At 42.7% G+C, this 19611-nt stretch carries 13 protein-coding genes and 1 tRNA gene; 10 read left to right on the forward strand and 4 right to left on the reverse strand.

Translation table 11 applies throughout. The features are described 5' to 3' along the window. Positions 1-184: 184 nt before the first annotated feature. Both AC1XUD_RS06940 and AC1XUD_RS06945 read right to left on the reverse strand, forming a co-directional pair. Positions 185-1765: a RagB/SusD family nutrient uptake outer membrane protein gene (locus AC1XUD_RS06940; RefSeq protein WP_483360247.1), complete on the reverse strand. Its 1581-nt coding sequence runs from the start codon at positions 1763-1765 to the stop codon at positions 185-187. A 38-nt stretch (positions 1766-1803) separates the two neighbouring features. Beyond that, complete coding sequence (locus AC1XUD_RS06945; protein ID WP_483360248.1) at positions 1804-4878, reverse strand: SusC/RagA family TonB-linked outer membrane protein; 3075 nt, start codon at positions 4876-4878, stop codon at positions 1804-1806. 359 nt (positions 4879-5237) lie between these two features. Between AC1XUD_RS06945 and AC1XUD_RS06950 the strand changes: the two genes are divergently transcribed. From AC1XUD_RS06950 to AC1XUD_RS06965, 4 genes are all read left to right on the forward strand, one after another. After that, the gene (locus AC1XUD_RS06950) at positions 5238-5666 is read left to right on the forward strand and encodes a hypothetical protein (RefSeq protein ID WP_483360249.1); all 429 of its coding nucleotides are present in this window, start codon (positions 5238-5240) and stop codon (positions 5664-5666) included. A 219-nt stretch (positions 5667-5885) separates the two neighbouring features. Then, positions 5886-6740, forward strand: a complete 855-nt coding sequence (locus tag AC1XUD_RS06955; RefSeq protein WP_483360250.1) for an esterase-like activity of phytase family protein — start codon at positions 5886-5888, stop codon at positions 6738-6740. A gap of 195 nt (positions 6741-6935) precedes the next feature. Continuing rightward, complete coding sequence (locus AC1XUD_RS06960; RefSeq protein ID WP_483360251.1) at positions 6936-8039, forward strand: mannonate dehydratase; 1104 nt, start codon at positions 6936-6938, stop codon at positions 8037-8039. A 37-nt stretch (positions 8040-8076) separates the two neighbouring features. After that, the gene (locus AC1XUD_RS06965) at positions 8077-10125 is read left to right on the forward strand and encodes a beta-L-arabinofuranosidase domain-containing protein (RefSeq protein ID WP_483360252.1); all 2049 of its coding nucleotides are present in this window, start codon (positions 8077-8079) and stop codon (positions 10123-10125) included. Positions 10126-10198: 73 nt separating this feature from the next. Here AC1XUD_RS06965 and AC1XUD_RS06970 read toward each other — a convergent pair whose 3' ends face one another. Next, positions 10199-11101: a CPBP family intramembrane glutamic endopeptidase gene (locus AC1XUD_RS06970; RefSeq protein WP_483360253.1), complete on the reverse strand. Its 903-nt coding sequence runs from the start codon at positions 11099-11101 to the stop codon at positions 10199-10201. Positions 11102-11681: 580 nt separating this feature from the next. Here AC1XUD_RS06970 and AC1XUD_RS06975 point away from each other — a divergent pair. The 6 genes from AC1XUD_RS06975 (at position 11682) to AC1XUD_RS07000 (ending at position 18063) form a co-directional block, all read left to right on the forward strand. After that, positions 11682-12896, forward strand: coding sequence for a dipeptidase (locus tag AC1XUD_RS06975; RefSeq protein ID WP_483360254.1), 1215 nt, complete (start codon positions 11682-11684; stop codon positions 12894-12896). Between the two features lie 130 nt (positions 12897-13026). Next, complete coding sequence (glgB, locus tag AC1XUD_RS06980) at positions 13027-15027, forward strand: 1,4-alpha-glucan branching protein GlgB (RefSeq protein ID WP_483360255.1); 2001 nt, start codon at positions 13027-13029, stop codon at positions 15025-15027. Between the two features lie 118 nt (positions 15028-15145). Beyond that, positions 15146-15838 carry a hypothetical protein gene (locus AC1XUD_RS06985; RefSeq protein ID WP_483360256.1) on the forward strand — a complete coding sequence of 231 codons (693 nt, stop codon included), beginning with the start codon at positions 15146-15148 and terminating at the stop codon, positions 15836-15838. Next, positions 15795-16535 (forward strand): NUDIX hydrolase, encoded by a 741-nt coding sequence (locus AC1XUD_RS06990; protein ID WP_483360257.1) that lies wholly within the window; start codon positions 15795-15797, stop codon positions 16533-16535. The genes AC1XUD_RS06985 and AC1XUD_RS06990 overlap by 44 nt, the downstream gene beginning before the upstream one ends. Before the next feature lie 86 nt (positions 16536-16621). Next, positions 16622-16693, forward strand: a tRNA-Arg gene (locus AC1XUD_RS06995). Positions 16694-16905: 212 nt separating this feature from the next. Continuing rightward, the gene (locus AC1XUD_RS07000; protein ID WP_483360258.1) at positions 16906-18063 is read left to right on the forward strand and encodes a site-specific integrase; all 1158 of its coding nucleotides are present in this window, start codon (positions 16906-16908) and stop codon (positions 18061-18063) included. Between the two features lie 52 nt (positions 18064-18115). On the opposite strand, the gene AC1XUD_RS07005 is transcribed toward AC1XUD_RS07000, so the two are convergent. Continuing rightward, a partial coding sequence (locus AC1XUD_RS07005) for a P-loop NTPase fold protein (RefSeq protein ID WP_483360259.1) occupies positions 18116-19611 on the reverse strand: 1496 nt, incomplete at its 5' end.

The following is a 19611-nucleotide window of genomic DNA, read 5'->3' on the forward strand; positions in this document are numbered from 1 at the left end:
GTTTCATGCAAAGAGAAGAAAGGTAAAAAAATAAGAGCGCAAAGAGACATTTCCTGACAAGTCCGTTTACAAATTTTATCAATTCGAATCTTCTCTTTTTCCCTGCATACTCTTTGTGAAACTATTTAATACTCTATAAAAAGAGAAACTACGGCGTCAACCATAGTTTCTCTCAATACTCGATTTATTTCCAAACGTCGTTCTGCTTGACATTTGGATTGCCCTGCAATTCTATCAGTGGGATCGGCAGCACGTAATCTTTTGCTTTCGGGACCCGCCCGACATTGTACTTTTGAGAATAGTTTTTAATGTAATCTCCCAGATAATCCGGTGAACCTCCGAACTTGCTTTTTCGACGCAATTCAGGATACCCAACCTGTTCAAAAGCAAATTCATGCATGATCTCGTCCACAATCGCGTCTCGCAAAGCTTCTTTTGAAAGCCCTGTTAACGGAGCCAAACCCGCTCTGGCACGTACCATATTGATTCCCATATAGGCGTCACCTTGCCCACTTTCGTTGGCGGCTTCTGAATGTCCCAGCAATACGTCGGCATATCGCATATAGATGATATTCTTTTCAGTTGCTGAGTAATTGCTGATATTTAATTCCACCAATTTGTTAGACCAAGCTTTGCTGAATATCAATTGCTCTGGCTTGTTCGGATCTGCATTCGGATCCACAAGACCACCGAAACGTGATAAATTGTAATCCGCTTTTGCACTCCATTTCACCTTCGCATATTCCCCTGTTGAAGTTTTCGGCACCCGTCCACTCGGATAACTTTCGATAAACGTCCCGTCAATCCGTTTGTCGTTATCGGCATATGACATCCGAAAATCCTTCGTTGCGCTCAACCAGCTCCAACCAGCTCCCCCTAAATCACTCGGGAAGTCCTCCGGATTAAAGTGAGCGGAGTTATTGGTATATTCGTTGGCATTTGCTTTCGCTGATGACTGCCCTTCGAATATCCGTTCGCCCATATTTTTGTGATCTACGTCAAAATTATCGCTAAAGTTGGTGAACAGAGATAATCCGCCGGTATTCATGATAATCTCGGCAGTTGCCCTTGCTTCGGCCCATTTTTCATCCCAAAGTTGCGCTTTCATCAGTAATGTCAGGTTTGCCCACTTCGTCGCACGACCAAGATTAGGACCCGTATAACTTCCTGGTAACAAGGGAGTTGCTTCATTGCAATCCTTGTATATCTGATCAATTACTGCACGCATTCCCCCATCGTTGGAAGGAAGATCCTTATAGGTTTGGGTAGATGCTGTTTTCAAAGGAGGATTATCAAAATAGCGAACCAACTCGTAATAGTAAAACGCTCTCAGGAAAAGCGCCTCTCCTTTTATTCTCGCTATTTGTTCTTTGTTGGCCGGATCATCTATTTTGTCGGCAACTTCGATGATATTGTTGGCCCTGTTGATCGACCGGTAACATTGCTGCCAGTATGCATTGATATAGTCGTCAGCTGCACTGATATTGCCCAGGTTATATTGCAAAGGCCCTTTCTCCCAACCTACCTGATATCCGGTCAAACATTCAAAAACGTAGCGATTGTAAAAATGATTAAACCAATCATTGTTACCCATCGTGAGGTCGTCATATACCGCATTCACTCCAAGTTCCAGTTCCTTGGCAGATTGATAAAACGAATCGGGATTGATAAAATCGGGCGTTTCTTTCAAATCCGAACAGGCCATGACAGACATGGTTCCGGCGATGAGCGAGATGCTTAATTTATTGAAAATATACTTTTTCATGATCCTGTTTTTAACTAGTTAAAACTCCGTTCAGGTGCTTAAAATCCAAGATTTACACCAAACGTAAACGTTCTCGCACGGGGATATGCGTCATAATCATCCCCCCGGTTCAGGTTGCTCTGACCACCGTTATTTACCTCTGGATCAAAACCTTTGTATTTGGTAATGATAAACAGGTTCTGACCACTTACAGAGACTCTGGCGTTCTGGATAAATTTCGTCTTGAAAGGAATATTGTATCCTAGCGAAACATTCTGAAGGCGAACGAAAGAGCCATCCTGAATAAAGAACGAGGATTTTCTATAAGAGATAAAATCGCGACGTCCGTCGATAACCGGCCGTGAAGCATCTGTATGCGTCGGAGTCCACGAGTCCGAAAGGATATTCGAAATCTGATTGATCTTCTGCACGCCGTCCCCAATTTCCGATTGCTGCAGGTTTCTTACCTGATTGCCCTGCACGCCTCTGAAGAATATACCCAAATCGAAATTTGCGTATTTAAGTGAAGTGTTTAGACCAAACATATACTTCGGATTGGGATTGCCAATAATCTTGTAGTCGTCCGAAGTATATTTCCCATCATTGTTTACGTCAGTATACTTAGGATATCCCGCTTTTGCCGAGAAACTCGCGGCCTCCGAGTCATTCTGGAACAAACCTGTATACTCATATCCTCTCCAGACACCGATCGGATTACCCGCCTGAACCCAGCTTCCATCGATTCCAAGGTGACCACTCGGACTGTCTGCAAAATATGGGGTGCTTTGTGCCAGATCGGTGATTTTGTTTCTAACGAAAGAGATATTACCTCCAATATCCCATTTGAATTTGTTGTTATTAATGACTTTGTAGCTGACTTCGAAATCCATCCCCTTGTTTGTAAGGGATCCTGAATTCAGCAATACGCTACTAAATCCTGTACTTTGGGCGATGGATACATATAGGAGCAAATCGGTAGTGTTGGTATTGTACCAGTCAATTGAAAGGTCCAGTTTACCTTTTAGCAACGTTGTGTTTAACCCCAGATTCAGCATTTTTGTCGACTCCCATCTAAGATCCGGATTTGCAATATTGTTCGGTCCATAACCCGCCGTGAACTGTCCGCCAAATATGTAATTATATGGCACCAGGCCGGATACTGATCTGTATGGTGGAATATTCGAATTACCTGTAATCCCGTAACTCGCGCGGAATTTCAAGTCCGTAAAAGTATTGGCGAGAGCCGAATTTTTGAAAAATGGTTCGTTAATAATTTTCCAGCCGAAAGCAGCCGAAGGAAAAGTGGCCCATTTGTTATTGGGTCCAAATTTCGAGGAACCATCGCGACGAACTGTTAAAGTCAATAAATACCGGTCAAGAGCGGAATAGTTTATTCTTCCAATGACCGACTGCAATTCCCATTCCGACCGCCCTGAATACGGCGTTAGCAAAGTTGCCCCATTCTGCAGGTTCATCGACGTAACATCGTCCGAAGGTAAGCCCCTCACAGATGCTGAGTTGTATTGATTTTTTTCGTGCTGATAGGTATATCCCAGCGTTACATCCAGATTATGTCCCGATGCTATTTCTTTGTTGTAAAACAAGAGGTTTTCATTCAGAATATTGACAACCGACCGGTTGAATTTGTCGAGCTCCCGGTTGTACTGGCGACCCACACGGGTGTAACTATTGTAAAAAGAAGTACGGTCTGCACCAAGAATATCTGCACCAAGACTCGTTTTAAACTTCAGTCCTTCCACCAGATCAAATGTGAAACCGGTGGTTCCGAACAAACGGTTTGTTGCATCACGATCATATCCGTACAACGCTTCAGTAACCGGGTTGATGCTAAATCGACCATCATAACTTGGATAGTTATATGTCCCGTTTTGATCCTTCACAGGAACCGTAGGATCCAATCCAAGCGCAGTAATAACGATGCCACCAGGCCCACCGCGATCCGTTGGGACATTGCTTGAAGTCATACGGCTGAAAGACCAGCTGTTGCTCATTTTTGCCTTCCCGTTCAGAAAATCGTTGTCCAAATTCATCCTGAAGCCATATCGTTTGAAATTCGTATTAAGGATAATCCCTTCGTTGTCCAGGTAATTGCCACTAAATGCGTAGCGCATATTGGCAGTTCCTCCTGTAAACGTCAGCTGGTGGCTCTGGATTTTTCCCTGGCGCAGGATTTCGTTCAGCCAGTTGGTGCCCGCTCCTGCCGAAGAAATCTGGGCATCGGTATATCGGCCAGCACCTCCCTGGCTCACTTCCAGCATGTTAATGTACTTCATATAGTCGTCAGCCCGGAGCATCTTAATCTTTCTCGCGGCCGACTGAATGGAATAGGAACCGTCGTATGAAAGCCGCCCTGTTCCTGTCTTCCCTCTTTTCGTTGTGATCATCACAACCCCGTTGGCACCGCGAGATCCATAAATCGAAGTACCCGACGCGTCCTTCAAAACTTCTATTGATTCAATATCATTCGGGTTTAACATCGCCAATGCGTTGGACGGCTGACGGTCGCCGCCTGTTCCAACAGCGTTGTTATCCGGATAAATCGGCAATCCATCGATTACATACAACGGTTCCGAACCGCTCAAAATCGAATTGGGGCCGCGTACACGTACAGAAAGCCCGCCTCCAGGTGCAGCAGATGCCTGCGAAATCTGAACGCCGGCCACCCGACCCTGTAATGCCTGATCAAGCGAAGTGACCGGAAATTCTTTGATTACAGAACCTTTCACACTCGAAACGGATGCCGTCAAATCACTTTTCTTAACAACCCCGTATCCTACTACCACAACTTCTTCCAGTGCCTTTGTGTCTGGCATAAGGTTCACGTTAATTTTGGACATGGTTCCGATAGGTATTTCTTTCGAAAGATATCCCACGTAACTGAACACCAAAGTCTGGGTATTATCAGCAGAAATTTGATACCCGCCTGTCCCATCCGTTGTTGTTCCGCGGTTGGTACCTTTGATCATCACGCTAACTCCTACCAGAACCTCTCCCGCGCTGTCCGTCACCTTTCCTGACACAGTATCCTGAGCATATACTGTTATATTATAACAAGTCAGCATGAGAACTGCAATGAAGGTGTGCCATCGCCATTTCATAAAATTTTGCATCATGTAGTAAATGTTTAATTGGCTAGAATTAGGATTTAAAAACAAAAACCGATCCTTTTATATCGAAATTATCACAGTTTATAATGACAAAATTCAAGAAACAAACCCCTTGAAACAATGGATAATTTCGAAATAAAGATGGATAAAAATATGAAGTACTCAGAAGACCAGAAACGACCAGAACCCACCACTCAAGTCGTAATACTCAGAAAAACAGCATCTTATACACTTTAAATCAAGGACTCGTTGCCCCAAAACCATGGAGAATACGCCATTTAACCATTTCAATTGACCGTTCGAATTACGGGTCAATTTCCAACCATTGCGAAGCCAAAAGCATCTAACAAAAAATCAACCTCAAAATGAAGCATATACTACTGCTTTTTCTGATAAGTATTCTGCATCTTCAATGCAAAAAAGACAAGGTGGAGAAGCCCGATCCGCAGATTGCGACCATTGTTGGAAAATGGCGGTATGCTGGATATGAGGTTGAGGAAAATGGTAAAAAAGTATGGCGACTGAATCCAGATGATGCACCAAGCTACATCACCATTCGGTTCGACGGCGTGATGTTAGATTCAAAGGGGTTGCCAATGTGTTGTCCGCCAAGTGCCTACAACTTGAACGGCACGGTTTTCAAAATTATTCCAAAAGCCGACCTCCCCAACAATGCTCAATGTGCCGTAGTTGACTGCATTAGCTGTGAAACACTTCAAATGGATCAGAACGGCGACGAGTTGATCATCACATATTGCTTCGCGGGCGGTCGAAGTAGGTATGTGAGGGAGTGAAACAACACCTTCATTTTTTGGGATTCATTTTCCTTAACATATAGGGATATTTTCTCTGGCCAGTTTCTGTTAAATTGCCGCAGAATTCGCCCGAAAGCCCTCATGCTCCGAACTACTATTTTGCTTTTTACGCTGTTAGTCTGTTATTACGCGACAGGCCAAAGTATTCATTTTAAATTCGCCGATTCCTCTTTATTGCCTAAAAAACCAGAGGGTTTTATGCATGGAATATCGGGAATCGAATATGATACAAGAGAAAAGCTATGGCATATGGCCAATGATCGCGGCGGCTATTTTGTTTTTCATAATATACAGAATATCAGTGACTTCCAGCAGCCAGAAAATCTGTTAAAAGAAAAATACACCCGCTACTGGTTCGAGTCCATTAGGATTGATCCGTCTTCTGGCAGGTTTATCTTCGCGGTCGAGAATGAATATGAGCCTGTTTGGGACAACCCTGATACTACCACCTATGTGGCCTGGTATGAACACTACCTTCCCAAGATATATGCACCGAACTTCCTAGTTGCGCCGATACATTTGCCGGTTGACAACAAAGGCATTGAGTCGGTGGCAGTAACTGAAAATGGTAACGTGTGGGTGACGTCCGAAGTCGGCTGGCTCCCGGAAGAGAAAATCACCTCGGATACTATTCAGTTTTTTCGTTTTCTGAAAGACAGGAATTATGAGCAAGAAGTTTTCAACTATCGTATAGATCGAACCGGCTGCCCCAACTCCCCCACTGCCGAGCGGTTTGGCGGCATTTCAGAAATTTTGTCGATCAATGAAAATGAATTACTCGTTTTAGAGCGCTGCTGGGATAACGGACCAGAAGGTTCGAAGAAAACCATTGCCAAACTTTGGCAAGCAAAAATCAAGGGAAAACAACTGGAAAAATCAGAAAATCCTTCGTTTGATTTCAACAAACAACTTCCCTTCGAACCTGATAATCTGGAAGGTATGGCATGGTGGCCAACTACATCGGGCAAGAAAAAATTAATTCTGGTAAGCGATGACAATCCCGGCCTCGACAATAAGCAACGCACACAATTGATACTGCTCGAAGAGTTTTGATAGCGGTCGGCTTTCGACGATCAAACCTGGCTTTGAAGTTGACCAGTAGTTCAAGTCCAATTTGGTCTCAAAAATAAAAAAATCAGATTTCAATCATCTTCACGCCTTAGTGCTTTCGTGGCAAACCACTTTCAACGATAAAAGTATGAATCGCGTCGAAATGGCTTTGTAAAACAGACCATAGTCTGAACGTAAATGCGTCAAAGTCGAAGAGAATTCATTCAAAAAAGCTCGCTGCTGACAGCTGCTGGCATATCGTCTGTCTCAGCCTCGCGCCAATCTTTTGACCATCATTCCTTTGAGAAAGATGGTGGTATTCAGTTTTGCCTGGCCCACTTTTTCGGAATGAGCAAGCAACGTATTGAGCTTTCGAAACAGATGAATGTTTTAGGAGCCGTGGGCGGAATTAATCCGGGAAGCGTAGGTTTGCCCAACGTCAAAAACTGGGAATATGAGGCCATATTAGCCGTCAAAAATGCCTGGGCAAGAGAGGGGCTAACTTTTAAAGTGATCGAAGGACCGCCGTCGCTTTATGAAAAAACAAAACTAGGGCTGCCCGGTCGCGACGAGGAGATCGCCAATTTTATCCGCCTGATGCAAAACATGCAGAAAGCGGGAATAGAGACTATTTGTTATAACTGGATGCCGGTCATCAGTTGGGCGCGAACTTCTATGGATCGGAAAAGTCGTGGTGGTGCATTGGTGAGTGCATTTGATATTGAAGATATTAAAAACCTTCCTCTTACAGAATATGGCACTTTCACAAAGGACGAGATGTGGAAAAACCTGGAATATTTTCTAAAAGCGGTGGTTCCGGAGGCAGAAAAATACGGGATCAAACTCGCTCTTCATCCCGACGATCCACCGATTGACAGCATCCGTGGTATACCCCGAATCATGACCTCCGCAGATGCTTTTAAAAGACTTATCGAGATCGTTCCGAGCCCGAGTAACGGCATCACGCTTTGCCAGGGAACATTTGCTACTATGGGCGAAAATATTCCGGAAGTAATTAAATATTTCGGCAAAAAAGGAAAGATCCATTTCGTTCATTTCCGCGATATCCGTGGTAATGCAAACAACTTTGAAGAAACCTTTCACGACGACGGTAAAACGGATATGCATGAAGCCATGAAGTGCTATTACGATATAGGGTTTAAAGGCCCCATGCGTCCGGACCACGTTCCGACAGTCTCGGGAGACAGTAATGTTCACCCCGGATATAGCGATTATGGTGCGCTTTTCGCCATCGGCTACATGCGAGGCCTGATTGAATCCATCGCCAAAAACAGAGCCTGAACAATAGTATAATATAAACCAACCCCATCATTTGAATATGAAATTCAAAAGCTACCTAATTAGTATTCATTTTATTACACTTCTTCTTTACATCTCATATTGTGGGCCATATGCGCGATCCCAGTCAACAAAACCGAATACGCTTCACCAAAAATATACTTCCGTTCCCTTGGGATCCATCAAACCAAATGGCTGGCTGGAATCTCAATTGAAAATCATGCTGAAAGGCACAACCGGACACTTGGACGAAGTGCATAATAAGATCAAAAATGATAACGGATGGCTTGGAGGCAAGGGCGACAGCTGGGAAGAAACGCCATACTGGCTCGACGGAGCCGTTCCGCTGGCATATCTGGTTGATGATCCGGCATTGAAAGCCAAAGTTCAAAAGTATATCGACTGGACGATTGATCACCAGAGACCTTCAGGATACTTTGGGGCTATCACAAAAGATGAACGCGAAAAAAAAGTTGAAATCACGGCTATCAATTGTGCTTCCGGCGACGACTGGTGGCCCAAAATGGTAATGCTTAAAGTTTTCAGACAATATTATGAAGCAACTCAGGATAAGCGAGTGATTCCATTTATGTCCAAATATTTTAAGTACCAACTGGCCGCTTTGAAAAATTGTCCTGTTGGAAATTGGACCGAATGGGCAACCTCCCGCGGTGCCGACAACGTAATGATGGCGCAATGGTTATATGCGCAAACCAAAGAATCCTATCTGCTCGAACTAGCCTCACTGATCGAGAAACAATCTTTTCAATGGAGCAACTTACTGGGTAACCGCGACTGGGTGATTAACGCAGCAACATACCAGAATAATTACAAATGGATGGAACGTCATGCTGTAAACGTGGGTATGGCTCTCAAGTCGCCAGCGATCAATTATCAGCGAACTGGTGATCCCCAATATCTTAAAAGCTTAAAAACCGGTTTCCATGATCTGATGACGCTGCATGGTCTGCCGATGGGTATTTTTTCGGGCGACGAAGATATTCACGGAAATGCGCCAACCCAGGGCGTTGAGCTGTGCGCCATTGCAGAAGCGATGTACTCCCTTGAAGAGATCATCGGTATAACAGGTGATATTCAATATATGGACGCGCTGGAGCGCATGACGTTCAACGCTTTGCCAACCCAGACAACGGACAGCTACAACGAAAAGCAGTACTTCCAGATCGCCAATCAGGTTCAGATCAGTCGAGGAGTATTCGATTTTTCACTGCCTTTTGATCGTGAAATGAATAACGTGCTAGGTATGCGTAGCGGATATACTTGTTGTCTGGCGAATATGCACCAAAGCTGGACCAAATTTGCCACACATCTCTGGTATAAAACCAGCTCCAACGGGATCGCGGCATTGGCTTATGCTCCAAATGAATTTACAACCAACGTCGGTAAAAACAATACTCCCATAAAAATCACCGAGGCTACGAATTATCCTTTCGAAGATCAGATTCGTTTCAGAGTGAGCACGGCGACAAATGTCACTTTCCCGATGGAATTGCGCATTCCATCCTGGTGTGCAGAAGCAACGATATTATTGAATGGAAAAGAATTTAGGAAAGAAAAAGGCGGGCAAGTTGTGACGGTCAATAGAAACTGGGCGAATGGCGACGAGGTCACGCTCTCGCTTCCTATGCAAGTTTCTACTTCGAATTGGGGCAAGAATTCCAGAGCAATTGAACGTGGGCCATTGGTATATGCTTTGAAAATTAAGGAACGCTGGGAAAAGGCAAATCAGGAAGAGGAAGGCGAATACTATAGCGTCTATCCCGAATCTGACTGGAATTATGGAATATTGAAATCAATCATCGACAATCCAAAAGAATCCCTGACAGTAAAGAATGTTAAACCGATTTCCAGCGACTTCGTCTGGAATCTGGATCACAGCCCCATCGAGATCACAGCAACGGCAAAGAAAATTCCGAACTGGAAAGTTGTTGATGGCCTGGCTCATCAGCCAGTCACAGATCGCGAGGGGATATACAAGGGCGAGGTTGCACCAAAAGTTGAAACGATTACGCTGGTTCCCTATGGTTTTACAAAGTTGAGGATTGTCGCGTTTCCAGTGGTGAAGTAGATATCGAATTTGGTGGTGCCAGGTCTGATATCTGGCACCACCAAGCTTGCCAGCTATAACTGTTCTATGCACATTATTGAATGGGAGTTTCCGCTTTCGGATTGTAATTTTTGGAGCGAAAGAAGAATAGCATTCCAGCAGATAGAATGAGAGAAACAATGGACGATATCCAATTAAAATTTTCGAAATATCTGTCCAGAGAAGGCCGGTTTTGATGAGCAAACGCGGTTAATACAAAAAGCGAGTTGTTTACTATATGCGCCAAAATAGGTACCCATATGTTACCAGACCACAGAAACAAATATCCAAAAAGAGCTCCCAGAAGCAATCGGGGGAAGAATCCGTAGAATTGAAAATGAATCAGGCTAAAAATCATTGCGGCGGCCCAGATACTGCTAATAGAGCTCAAACCCCAATCCTTTAATTTAGTCTGCAATACACCGCGAAAAAAAATTTCCTCTCCAATTGGGCCGATAAGGCCAAAAACAGTAAGTACCACAAGCAATTCCGAAAACAAGTGAATCTTTAAAAGTCTTTGCGTCAGCAATCCCTTCTCCTGTTCCTTAAAACGCATCCAGCTTTCAAATTCTTTAAGAATTTCAGGGAGGCGAATGTTTTGATTCCAATGTATAATTATTTGATTTACAGGTATTAAGATAATAACAATAGCTATTACCATCCACACCGACGAAACCCGTGACACCGATGCTATTGAAAACTGCCCCCAAGTCTTATTTTCATAAACGTACCAGAAAAAAATTGCAGGTACCAAAAACGTGAAAGCATGTTCAACTCCGATCACAACCATTCTGAGATACCAATGATCCGTAGTTTTAGGCGTTATTTCAGGGTTTACGCCAGTTACCAATGGCTGGAGTCCAAAAAAATGACTGATGAGCAAGCTAATACCAATACCTAATGCGATACTTAGTAGCACACACCCACAAAGAAGCAATACGGAACTACCTTTCTGCATATATTACGAACTTGGCGAATTACAAGATTGACGTTAGGGATTGCAAAAATCTGAAATTTATTGCCAAAGTCAGTTTACAAAATTTCAGGGTTGTAATAATACTTGCTAATACAATCTTGCATTCTATTGCCTCCTCCTAAATCATTAATATCATTTTACCGCTCTCGTATGATCATGTTGATTTTTAATGAGTTTCAAATGATTTAATTCTGGAATCACCAGAAGGCGATCGGCAGGAATGTGGCAATTCTTGTCCTCAAGATAGTATTTGTGTAGCAACTACAAATCCAGCCTGGGATTATTGGTACAAAACATTTTTATTAATCGCAACCATGAGAGCTCATTTAGCACTCCATATATCCAGGCAAGGAGAACTAAACTAGCAAAACTGGATTGAATCGAGCGGAAGTATTAGCTATTCAGGAAATTATATTTTACCATTTATAATTATCACCAAATAATGTATTTTCATGAAAACCATCATTAAATCGCATTTCCACATTTGCGAGCATTGGAATTCTGGCTTTAAAACTCCAACTTATTCGTTCATTCCTATTATTGATATAATTAAATTACGTTTATGAAAAAGTTTCTATTCCTGCTCACCTGCTCTGCCCCGCTCCTTTCTTTCGGCCAGGCGCCAACCGATCCGATTGCTGAAAAAGCTAAAAAAATTCACGAAAAAGTATTGACCATCGATACGCACGCCGATGTCCCTATCAATATGATGAGAGAAGATTTTGATGTGTCGGTTGAGCATGATTATGAAAAGGATGGCACACAGATTGACTTTCCAAGAATGAAAAAAGGCGGAATGGATGGTATGTTTTTCGCCGTATACCTCGGACAAGGCAAACGGACACCCGAGGCTAACGCAGAAGCTAAAAAGAAAGCACTTGCCATTTTTGATAAGATACATGAAGCAGTAAAACTTCACCCTGATATGGCTGGCCTGGCCACCACTTCGAAAGACGCTTACAGGCTGCAGAAAGAAGGCAAAAGAGCTGTTTTTATTGGTATGGAAAACGGATGGCCAGTTGACAACGATATCAAAAACCTGAAACTGTATTATGATTTGGGTCTCCGGTATATCACATTGTCTCATTCGCAAAATAACGATATCTGTGATTCTTCCACCGATCCTGATGGCCCGGAATTCAACGGTCTCAGCAAATTCGGAGAGGAAATGGTAAAAGAAATGAACCGATTGGGTATCATGGTAGATATCTCACACGTGTCAGATTCCACTTTTTACGATGTCATCAAGTTGACGACTGTTCCGGTTATCGCTTCGCATTCCTCTTGCCGGGCGCTTTGTGATGTTCCTCGTAATATGACAGACGATATGATCAAGGTACTGGCTAAAAATGGCGGCGTTATCCAAATCAATTTTGTTCCAAGCTTTGTCAAAAAACCTTCTGAGCAACAAGAGCTTTCGATGAAGGCGTTGATGATGAAAATCAGACAGACCGACCTGACGCCTGATCAGAAAAAGGAGCTTCGAATGGAGATGAAAGCGATCAGCAAGAAATATGAAAAGGATATGCCGACTGTAAAAGATGCTGTTGACCATATCGAACACGTTATAAAACTGACCAGCGTAGAGCATGTCGGAATTGGCATGGATCTGGATGGTGGCGGCCGCGTTATCGGAATGAATGACGTGAGTCAGATCGGTGCAATTACCGAAGAATTGGTGCGACGGGGCTATTCAGAAAAGGATATTGCCAAAATATGGGGAGGAAATATCATGCGTGTTTTGGACAAAGTAGAAAAAGGCGCAAAAACTTTGTAAATCGCTAAGGATTGAAAGACAAGGGTTTCGGTAAATCGACAAAAAAATATATACATTTTGAGAAATAGTTTAATAAAATTGTAAATATTACACCATAATTGCCGCGTAACGTCAACTACATTATTTCTCAATGGCTAAGTCACCGAAGAAAAAACCAGATCCTGCAATTTCTGATTCTTTAGAAAATACAAGCACACCCGGGCATCATTACCTAGGACCAGTGGAGACATTAAGTCGCTTCACTGAGTTTGATATACACCTTTTTCGTCAAGGCAAACATTTCAAACTTTACGATAAGCTGGGTTCTCACGTAATGGAGAATCAAGGCGTAGTCGGAACTTACTTTGCCGTCTGGGCACCAAATGCCTCTTCTATCGCTGTGATAGGTAATTTCAACGGATGGAATTTATCCTCACATATGCTCGCAGCCCGCTGGGATAGTAGTGGTATATGGGAAGGCTGGATTCCCGATGTTGGCGTTCGAGAGGTATATAAGTACTTTATCACAACCAATGATGGTCAGCAACTTGAAAAGGCGGATCCCTTTGCACTCTGGTGCGAGGTAGGCCCCCGTACCGCCTCCATTGTTTGGGATACCTGGTATGAATGGACAGATGAGCAATGGCTTGTAGATAGAAAAGAAAAAAATAAACTCAACGCTCCAATATCGGTATATGAGGTGCATCTCGGATCCTGGAACCGCGATCCTTCCGATCCGGAGCGGGTCCTGACATTTCATGAGATTGCCGAGACCCTCGTTCCATATGTGAAAGAAATGGGCTTTACGCACGTTGAATTCATGCCGATTATGGAACACCCATATACTCCTTCCTGGGGATACCAGATTACCGGGTACTTTTCGGTCGCCTCCCGGATGGGTACGCCGCAAGAGCTCATGTACCTGATCAACCAGTTTCACCAAGAAGGTATTGGTGTATATATGGACTGGGTTCCCTCCCACTTTCCGGGCGATGCTCATGGACTTTTCCGTTTTGACGGCACGGCACTTTACGAGCACGAAGATCCAAGAAAAGGCTATCACCCCGACTGGAAAAGCTATATCTTCAATTACGGAAGAAACGAGGTTCGCTCTTTCCTGATCAGTAATGCGTTGTTCTGGCTCGATAGATACCATGCAGACGGACTTCGTGTGGACGCCGTTGCTTCTATGCTATATCTTGATTATTCGAGAAAGCATGGCGAATGGATTCCAAACGAATTTGGTGGACGAGAAAACCTGGAAGCCATTTCACTTTTACGCGAAATGAATATCGCAGCGTATACAGAATACCCTGATATTCAAACCATAGCAGAGGAATCAACCGCATTCCCGGGTGTTTCGAGGCCAGTATTTGTGGGTGGCCTGGGCTTCGGTATGAAATGGATGATGGGCTGGATGAACGACACGCTGAAATATTTCGAGAAAGACCCCGCATTCAGAAAATGGCATCAGGATATGCTAACGTTCAGTACGGTATATGCTTTTTCAGAAAACTTTATGCTGCCATTTTCCCACGACGAGGTCGTATATGGCAAGAAATCGCTATTGACTAAAATGCCGGGGGACGAATGGCAACGCTTCGCTAATTTGAGGCTGCTTTTCACCTATATGTATACGCACCCGGGCACCAAGCTAATGTTTATGGGCAGCGAATTTGGCCAGACTTCGGAATGGAATTTCCAACAGAGTCTGGACTGGCATTTGCTGGAATTTGCGCCGCACAAGGGTATGAAAGAGTGCGTTAAGGCACTTAATCACTTGTACAAAAGCGAGCAGGCCATGTACGAATTTTCATTCAGCCATGAAGGATTTGAATGGATAGATACCCAGGACCGCCAAAATTCGGTGTTGATTTATTCCCGGAAAGCGAGCGACGCATCCAAAAACATAGTGGTGATCCTGAACCTGACGCCTGTCACTCGTCCCGGATATCGGGTGGGTGTTCCGAGTAAAGGCAAATGGGCCGAAATCTTCAATTCTGATAATAGTGAATTCTACGGCAGCGGCGTTATAAATGCCAATCCGGTAAAAGCGGAGGAAGAAAACTGGCACGGCAGACCATATTCATTAAAAATTGACCTGCCACCATTGGGAGCCGTAGTTCTGAAACTGAAGGGCACTGGTAAGTAAACCGGCGGTTTCGTTAAGAATAGAATGCAAATTTTTGCTTTACTTTGAGGCGGGATTTATTTCCCGCCTTTATTTTTACCCGTTTGTCTATCTTATTAAATCAATTTCTTCAACAATAATGACAAATAAAGTACTTACCACACTTCTCTTAATACTGATTTCTGTCTCAATTAAGGCCCAAAGTCTCTCACGTGTTACATCCGGTGTTGATATAGGTCTTGGCTACGGCTACGACAATAAACAATGGGCACCGTCGGGAGTGTATCATCAGGAATTAAGCCTGAAACATTTTCCGTGGTTTAATGTTGGATGGGGAGTACGCGCATGGGGCTTGTACACCGGGCGAACCGACCTTTTTCCTAAATCCTCAGTGGCGGCCGCGGCAGGCGATACCATGAAATATGGAAACATCGCAACAACAGGAGTAAGCTTCCTTTTTGGCTTGAACGTAAAGCTTGGGGATATTGAAATTGGCGCAAATACTGACCTGATCGGAGTTGTTTTTGGCCCCCAACGGAAGGGACTATACGATCCCGCTTCGATCAGTGGAGACGGTGCAGAGTATGTACAAAACCATGTAAATAGCTCGCCAAATTTGCTCAATACTGTCCCGTTACTTGTTGCCAATCAAAACGGCCAATCGGAAATTTATGTGAGATATTGGCTCTCAAACAGAATCGGCGTTAAGGCCGCATATGCGTATGGTAGCGTTGCCTATAAAACCGACGTTAAGCTGAACGGAGGGCAAAACCTCTACTCTACTACTTATGGCATACCCTATCTGGCCGTTTCATTTCCTCTTTACAACTAACACACCTGAAATACAGCAATTTCTCATGACCGAAAATCTGATCGATTCGCATAAGTACAAATTATGGACTTCCAGAATGATCAAAAATGGCCTGGAGATCAACCGGATAGATGAGCTCTACTCCAGAAGAAACCATGAAGGCCAAATATTATTCTCGCTCGTATATACTGACGCGACCACACCGGAAGGAAACAAAATACCACCGATCTGTTTCATCAAAGGTGAAGTCGTGTGCGTACTGACGTGCCTGATCGATCAGCAGACAAAAGAGAAATATCTATTATTGGTTCAGCAACGCCGCATATGCGACGGCTCTATGACTTACGAACATCCGGCCGGGATGCTCGACAGCGAAAGCGACGCAGCAGCCGTTGCAGCGCGCGAAGTGTGGGAGGAAACCGGAATAGAAGTAAGTGCAGACTCGCTTGTCCAGCTATATAAAGATCCCTGCTTCCCGTCCACAGGCACCAGCGACGAAGCGATGTACTTTTTCTACTGCGAACTCGAAATGACCGGCGGGCAAATAAAAAGCTACCACGACAAAGAAATGGGGCTACTTTCGGATCACGAGTACATCAAAACTTTTGTAGTTCCCTTTGTGGAAGGCCATAAGCTGATCAACAACGTAAACGGCATTCTCCTTGATTATCTGTACCTTAAAGATGTTCAGGATTGGGAGCTGATGAAGCAACTGTAACCCGAGGAATATTTCCGGCAAACAATTCCATAATAAATTGTCGAAAAAATAAATTTGGGTCTATATTTGCACCCCAATACCCCCAAGCACCCGTAGTTCAATGGATAGAATTGTGGTTTCCGGTACCACCGATAGGGGTTCGAATCCCTTCGGGTGCACAAAGTAGCGAAATTAGTCAAAGTCTTGACAGCTCTAACAATTTGAACAATAGCCCAAACCGGGCTATTGTTTCCAATTCCTTCTTTTAAGGTTACACGTAATTTTCATTACGTAAGTATTTCTACCCTAGTGAAAAACTACCATAGGTATAATCCAGGGTACTATTGATTTTCCCCATTTTCATAGTACCCCAATAACCCCCTATCGTTAAATGAAAAACTTAAAAATTTATTACCGCCCCCGACATCAAAAATCCTCTGGAACCTCTTACCTGTACTGCCGTATTAAACTAAATGGTGTGGCAGCTACCGATTTCTCAACATTCATTCCAGTTTCACCCGATTGGAACCAGGAAAGCCAAATCTTTACAGCCAAACAAAACAAAAAGCACAATACCAGTATTCTGCAAATTGCCAGTGAAATAGAAGTACTCCTGAATGAGTTACGACGGTTTGGAACGCCTACCGTTCACGATCTGAGAAACACTTTTTTAAAACGTGGAACAAAAAAGACGTTGATGGATTTGTATGCTGAAAGTCTGAAAATTCACAAAATACGAATTGGTGAACCTGGCTATTCCCTGGGAACCTTCAAAGCACATCGAAGTTTACACAACATCATGGTTTCGTTTTTAGCCTTCCAGAAAAGGACTGATATAGGTCTGATCGAAATTCGCAAACCCTTCGTTATTGACTTTGTTAATTGGCTCCGCTTTAAACGCAAGTACGGGCAAAACTACATTCACCGAAACGTGAACCACTTTAAAGCCTTTATGCGTATAGCCGTAGCCGACGAACACATAAAAACAAATCCGGTCGAATCCGTTTTTGAAGCTAAAACCCCGCCTGGGGAAATTGTTTACTTAACTGAGAAAGAAATAGAACTACTTTACAATAGCGATAATTTATTAACCCCTGGCCTGGAACGTGTGGCAGACGCTTTTCTATTCCAATGCTTTACCGGGCTTTGTTACATTGACCTGAAAAAGTTTTCAGCAAAGAAACACATCACAATGTTGCACGGTAGAAAAGTCATACACTATGCCCGGACAAAAACCCAAACCCCGTTTACAATCCCGGTGCTTTCGCAAACTGAGGAATTGCTTCAAAAGTATAATGGTTACATTCCAGTTTTGAGCAATCAGAAAATGAACCAACTGATAAAGGTGATTGCTAAAACGGTGGGTATTGATAAATATCTAACTACGCACATAGGACGCAAAACCGCCGGGACTTTCCTTTTAAACAATGATGTGCCCTTAGAAGTGGTTTCTAAAATCCTGGGGCACAAATCCATTAAAACGACGGAAAAGGTTTATGCCCATTTATTGCAGGAAACAATTTTACGTCACACAAAGCATCTTTGTTAAAAAAAATCCCACCAATTAATTATGGTGGGATTTTCTATTTTGTTCAACAAATTCATAAACCCATTCGAATAACGGCGCTCATGCCATCGATCATTAAAATAAAAGGATTTACCCAATTTTCATCGATTCGTTTTACCTTAATAGAACTGAAATATGGATAGTTGCCGACAACATCAAATTCATATTTCTTATCAAATGAACTAAATTTTCCTTTTTCTCCATCCAAGGTATTCTGATATTTATTATTGGTTAGAAATGGAAAGCAAATTTGAGCAGTCGCTTCAACAAATCCAGCGTATGCAATATTCATCTGATTGAATTCCTCCGGCATACTATTAAACGAGCCCGAAAGTGTTGTCAACCTACTTTCCAATTCATTCCAATCCAAATAAAATTTAAGCAAAATGAGCAAAAAGGTTGATAGAATATCATTGAGTACATAGTCTTCCTGTAGATAATATGGAATGAATATCTTTTTGTCGAAAAAAACTTGATTAGACGCATTAACAATCGATCGCAAATTCAAGAGTTTTTTTTCGACAAGCAATTTACACGTGACATTCAGCATGTGACTCAGAGTCTGGGAAGTATGCGAAGACACGGGGAACTCTCCTCCATTTTGACTGAGCACAAACTTACCTACTATTTCACGGATACTGTCCGCGACAAACCTAGCGTTGTCAAATTTGAAAGGCTCTTTTGAATAAAACTTATCTATGTAACCGTTAAAATCAACACCAATACCATATCTATGATGATATATTTTCCTAATATTCTCAATATCACAAACAAAAACTACTCGATCAAATCCAAATTTATTAGAGTTATCTCGCAGATCATACTGAGCAGAGAAAATATTAAACAATCTAAAAATATGTTCAGGGTCGAGCCTATCCATATCATCAACAACTAAAATCGTCTTAAAGTCAGGACTGCTTCTCTTTTCCTTTATTTTTGAAATAAGCTCAAAAATGCCATTAGACATTTCATCCATAAGCAAATGACGGTTGCTGCCTCCTTGAAACTTCATGAAATCATCTATCAATGTGCCAAGTTTATTTTCCTCAATCTCGTTTTTGAAATCTTTAAATGCCTTAAATAGACCGATCATTGATTTATTGATCTTTGTCCCAATTTTAAAAACTGAGGCAAAAATGCCTGCATAGTCTAAATAATCTTCAATTTCATTGTTAATATTCTCAGCAGTGCCTAGAATTTTCAAATAGGAAAATTTGTCTTTAATGAAGAAAGGGAGAAGTAAAATAAGCGGAAACTTGAACGATGCTAAATCAATAGAGCCATCCATTTTCTCAAGTAATTCCACAAGAATGTCATATTTCAGTAGGTCATATATATCATCATTTGAGGCAACGGAATAATTAACTGGGCTAATTTTTATAAAAAATAAGCTCTCGTTGTGAGACTCTACCGAACTAATAAAAGTTGACTTTCCCGTTCCAAACTGTCCCGTAAGCAGTACTCGCTTATTCTCTTCATAGTTTAAATGAAAAGTAAATTCACTAATTAACGATAATTGTTCAATTGTCT

Source organism: Dyadobacter sp. HNCC25DJ184 (assembly GCF_056895215.1).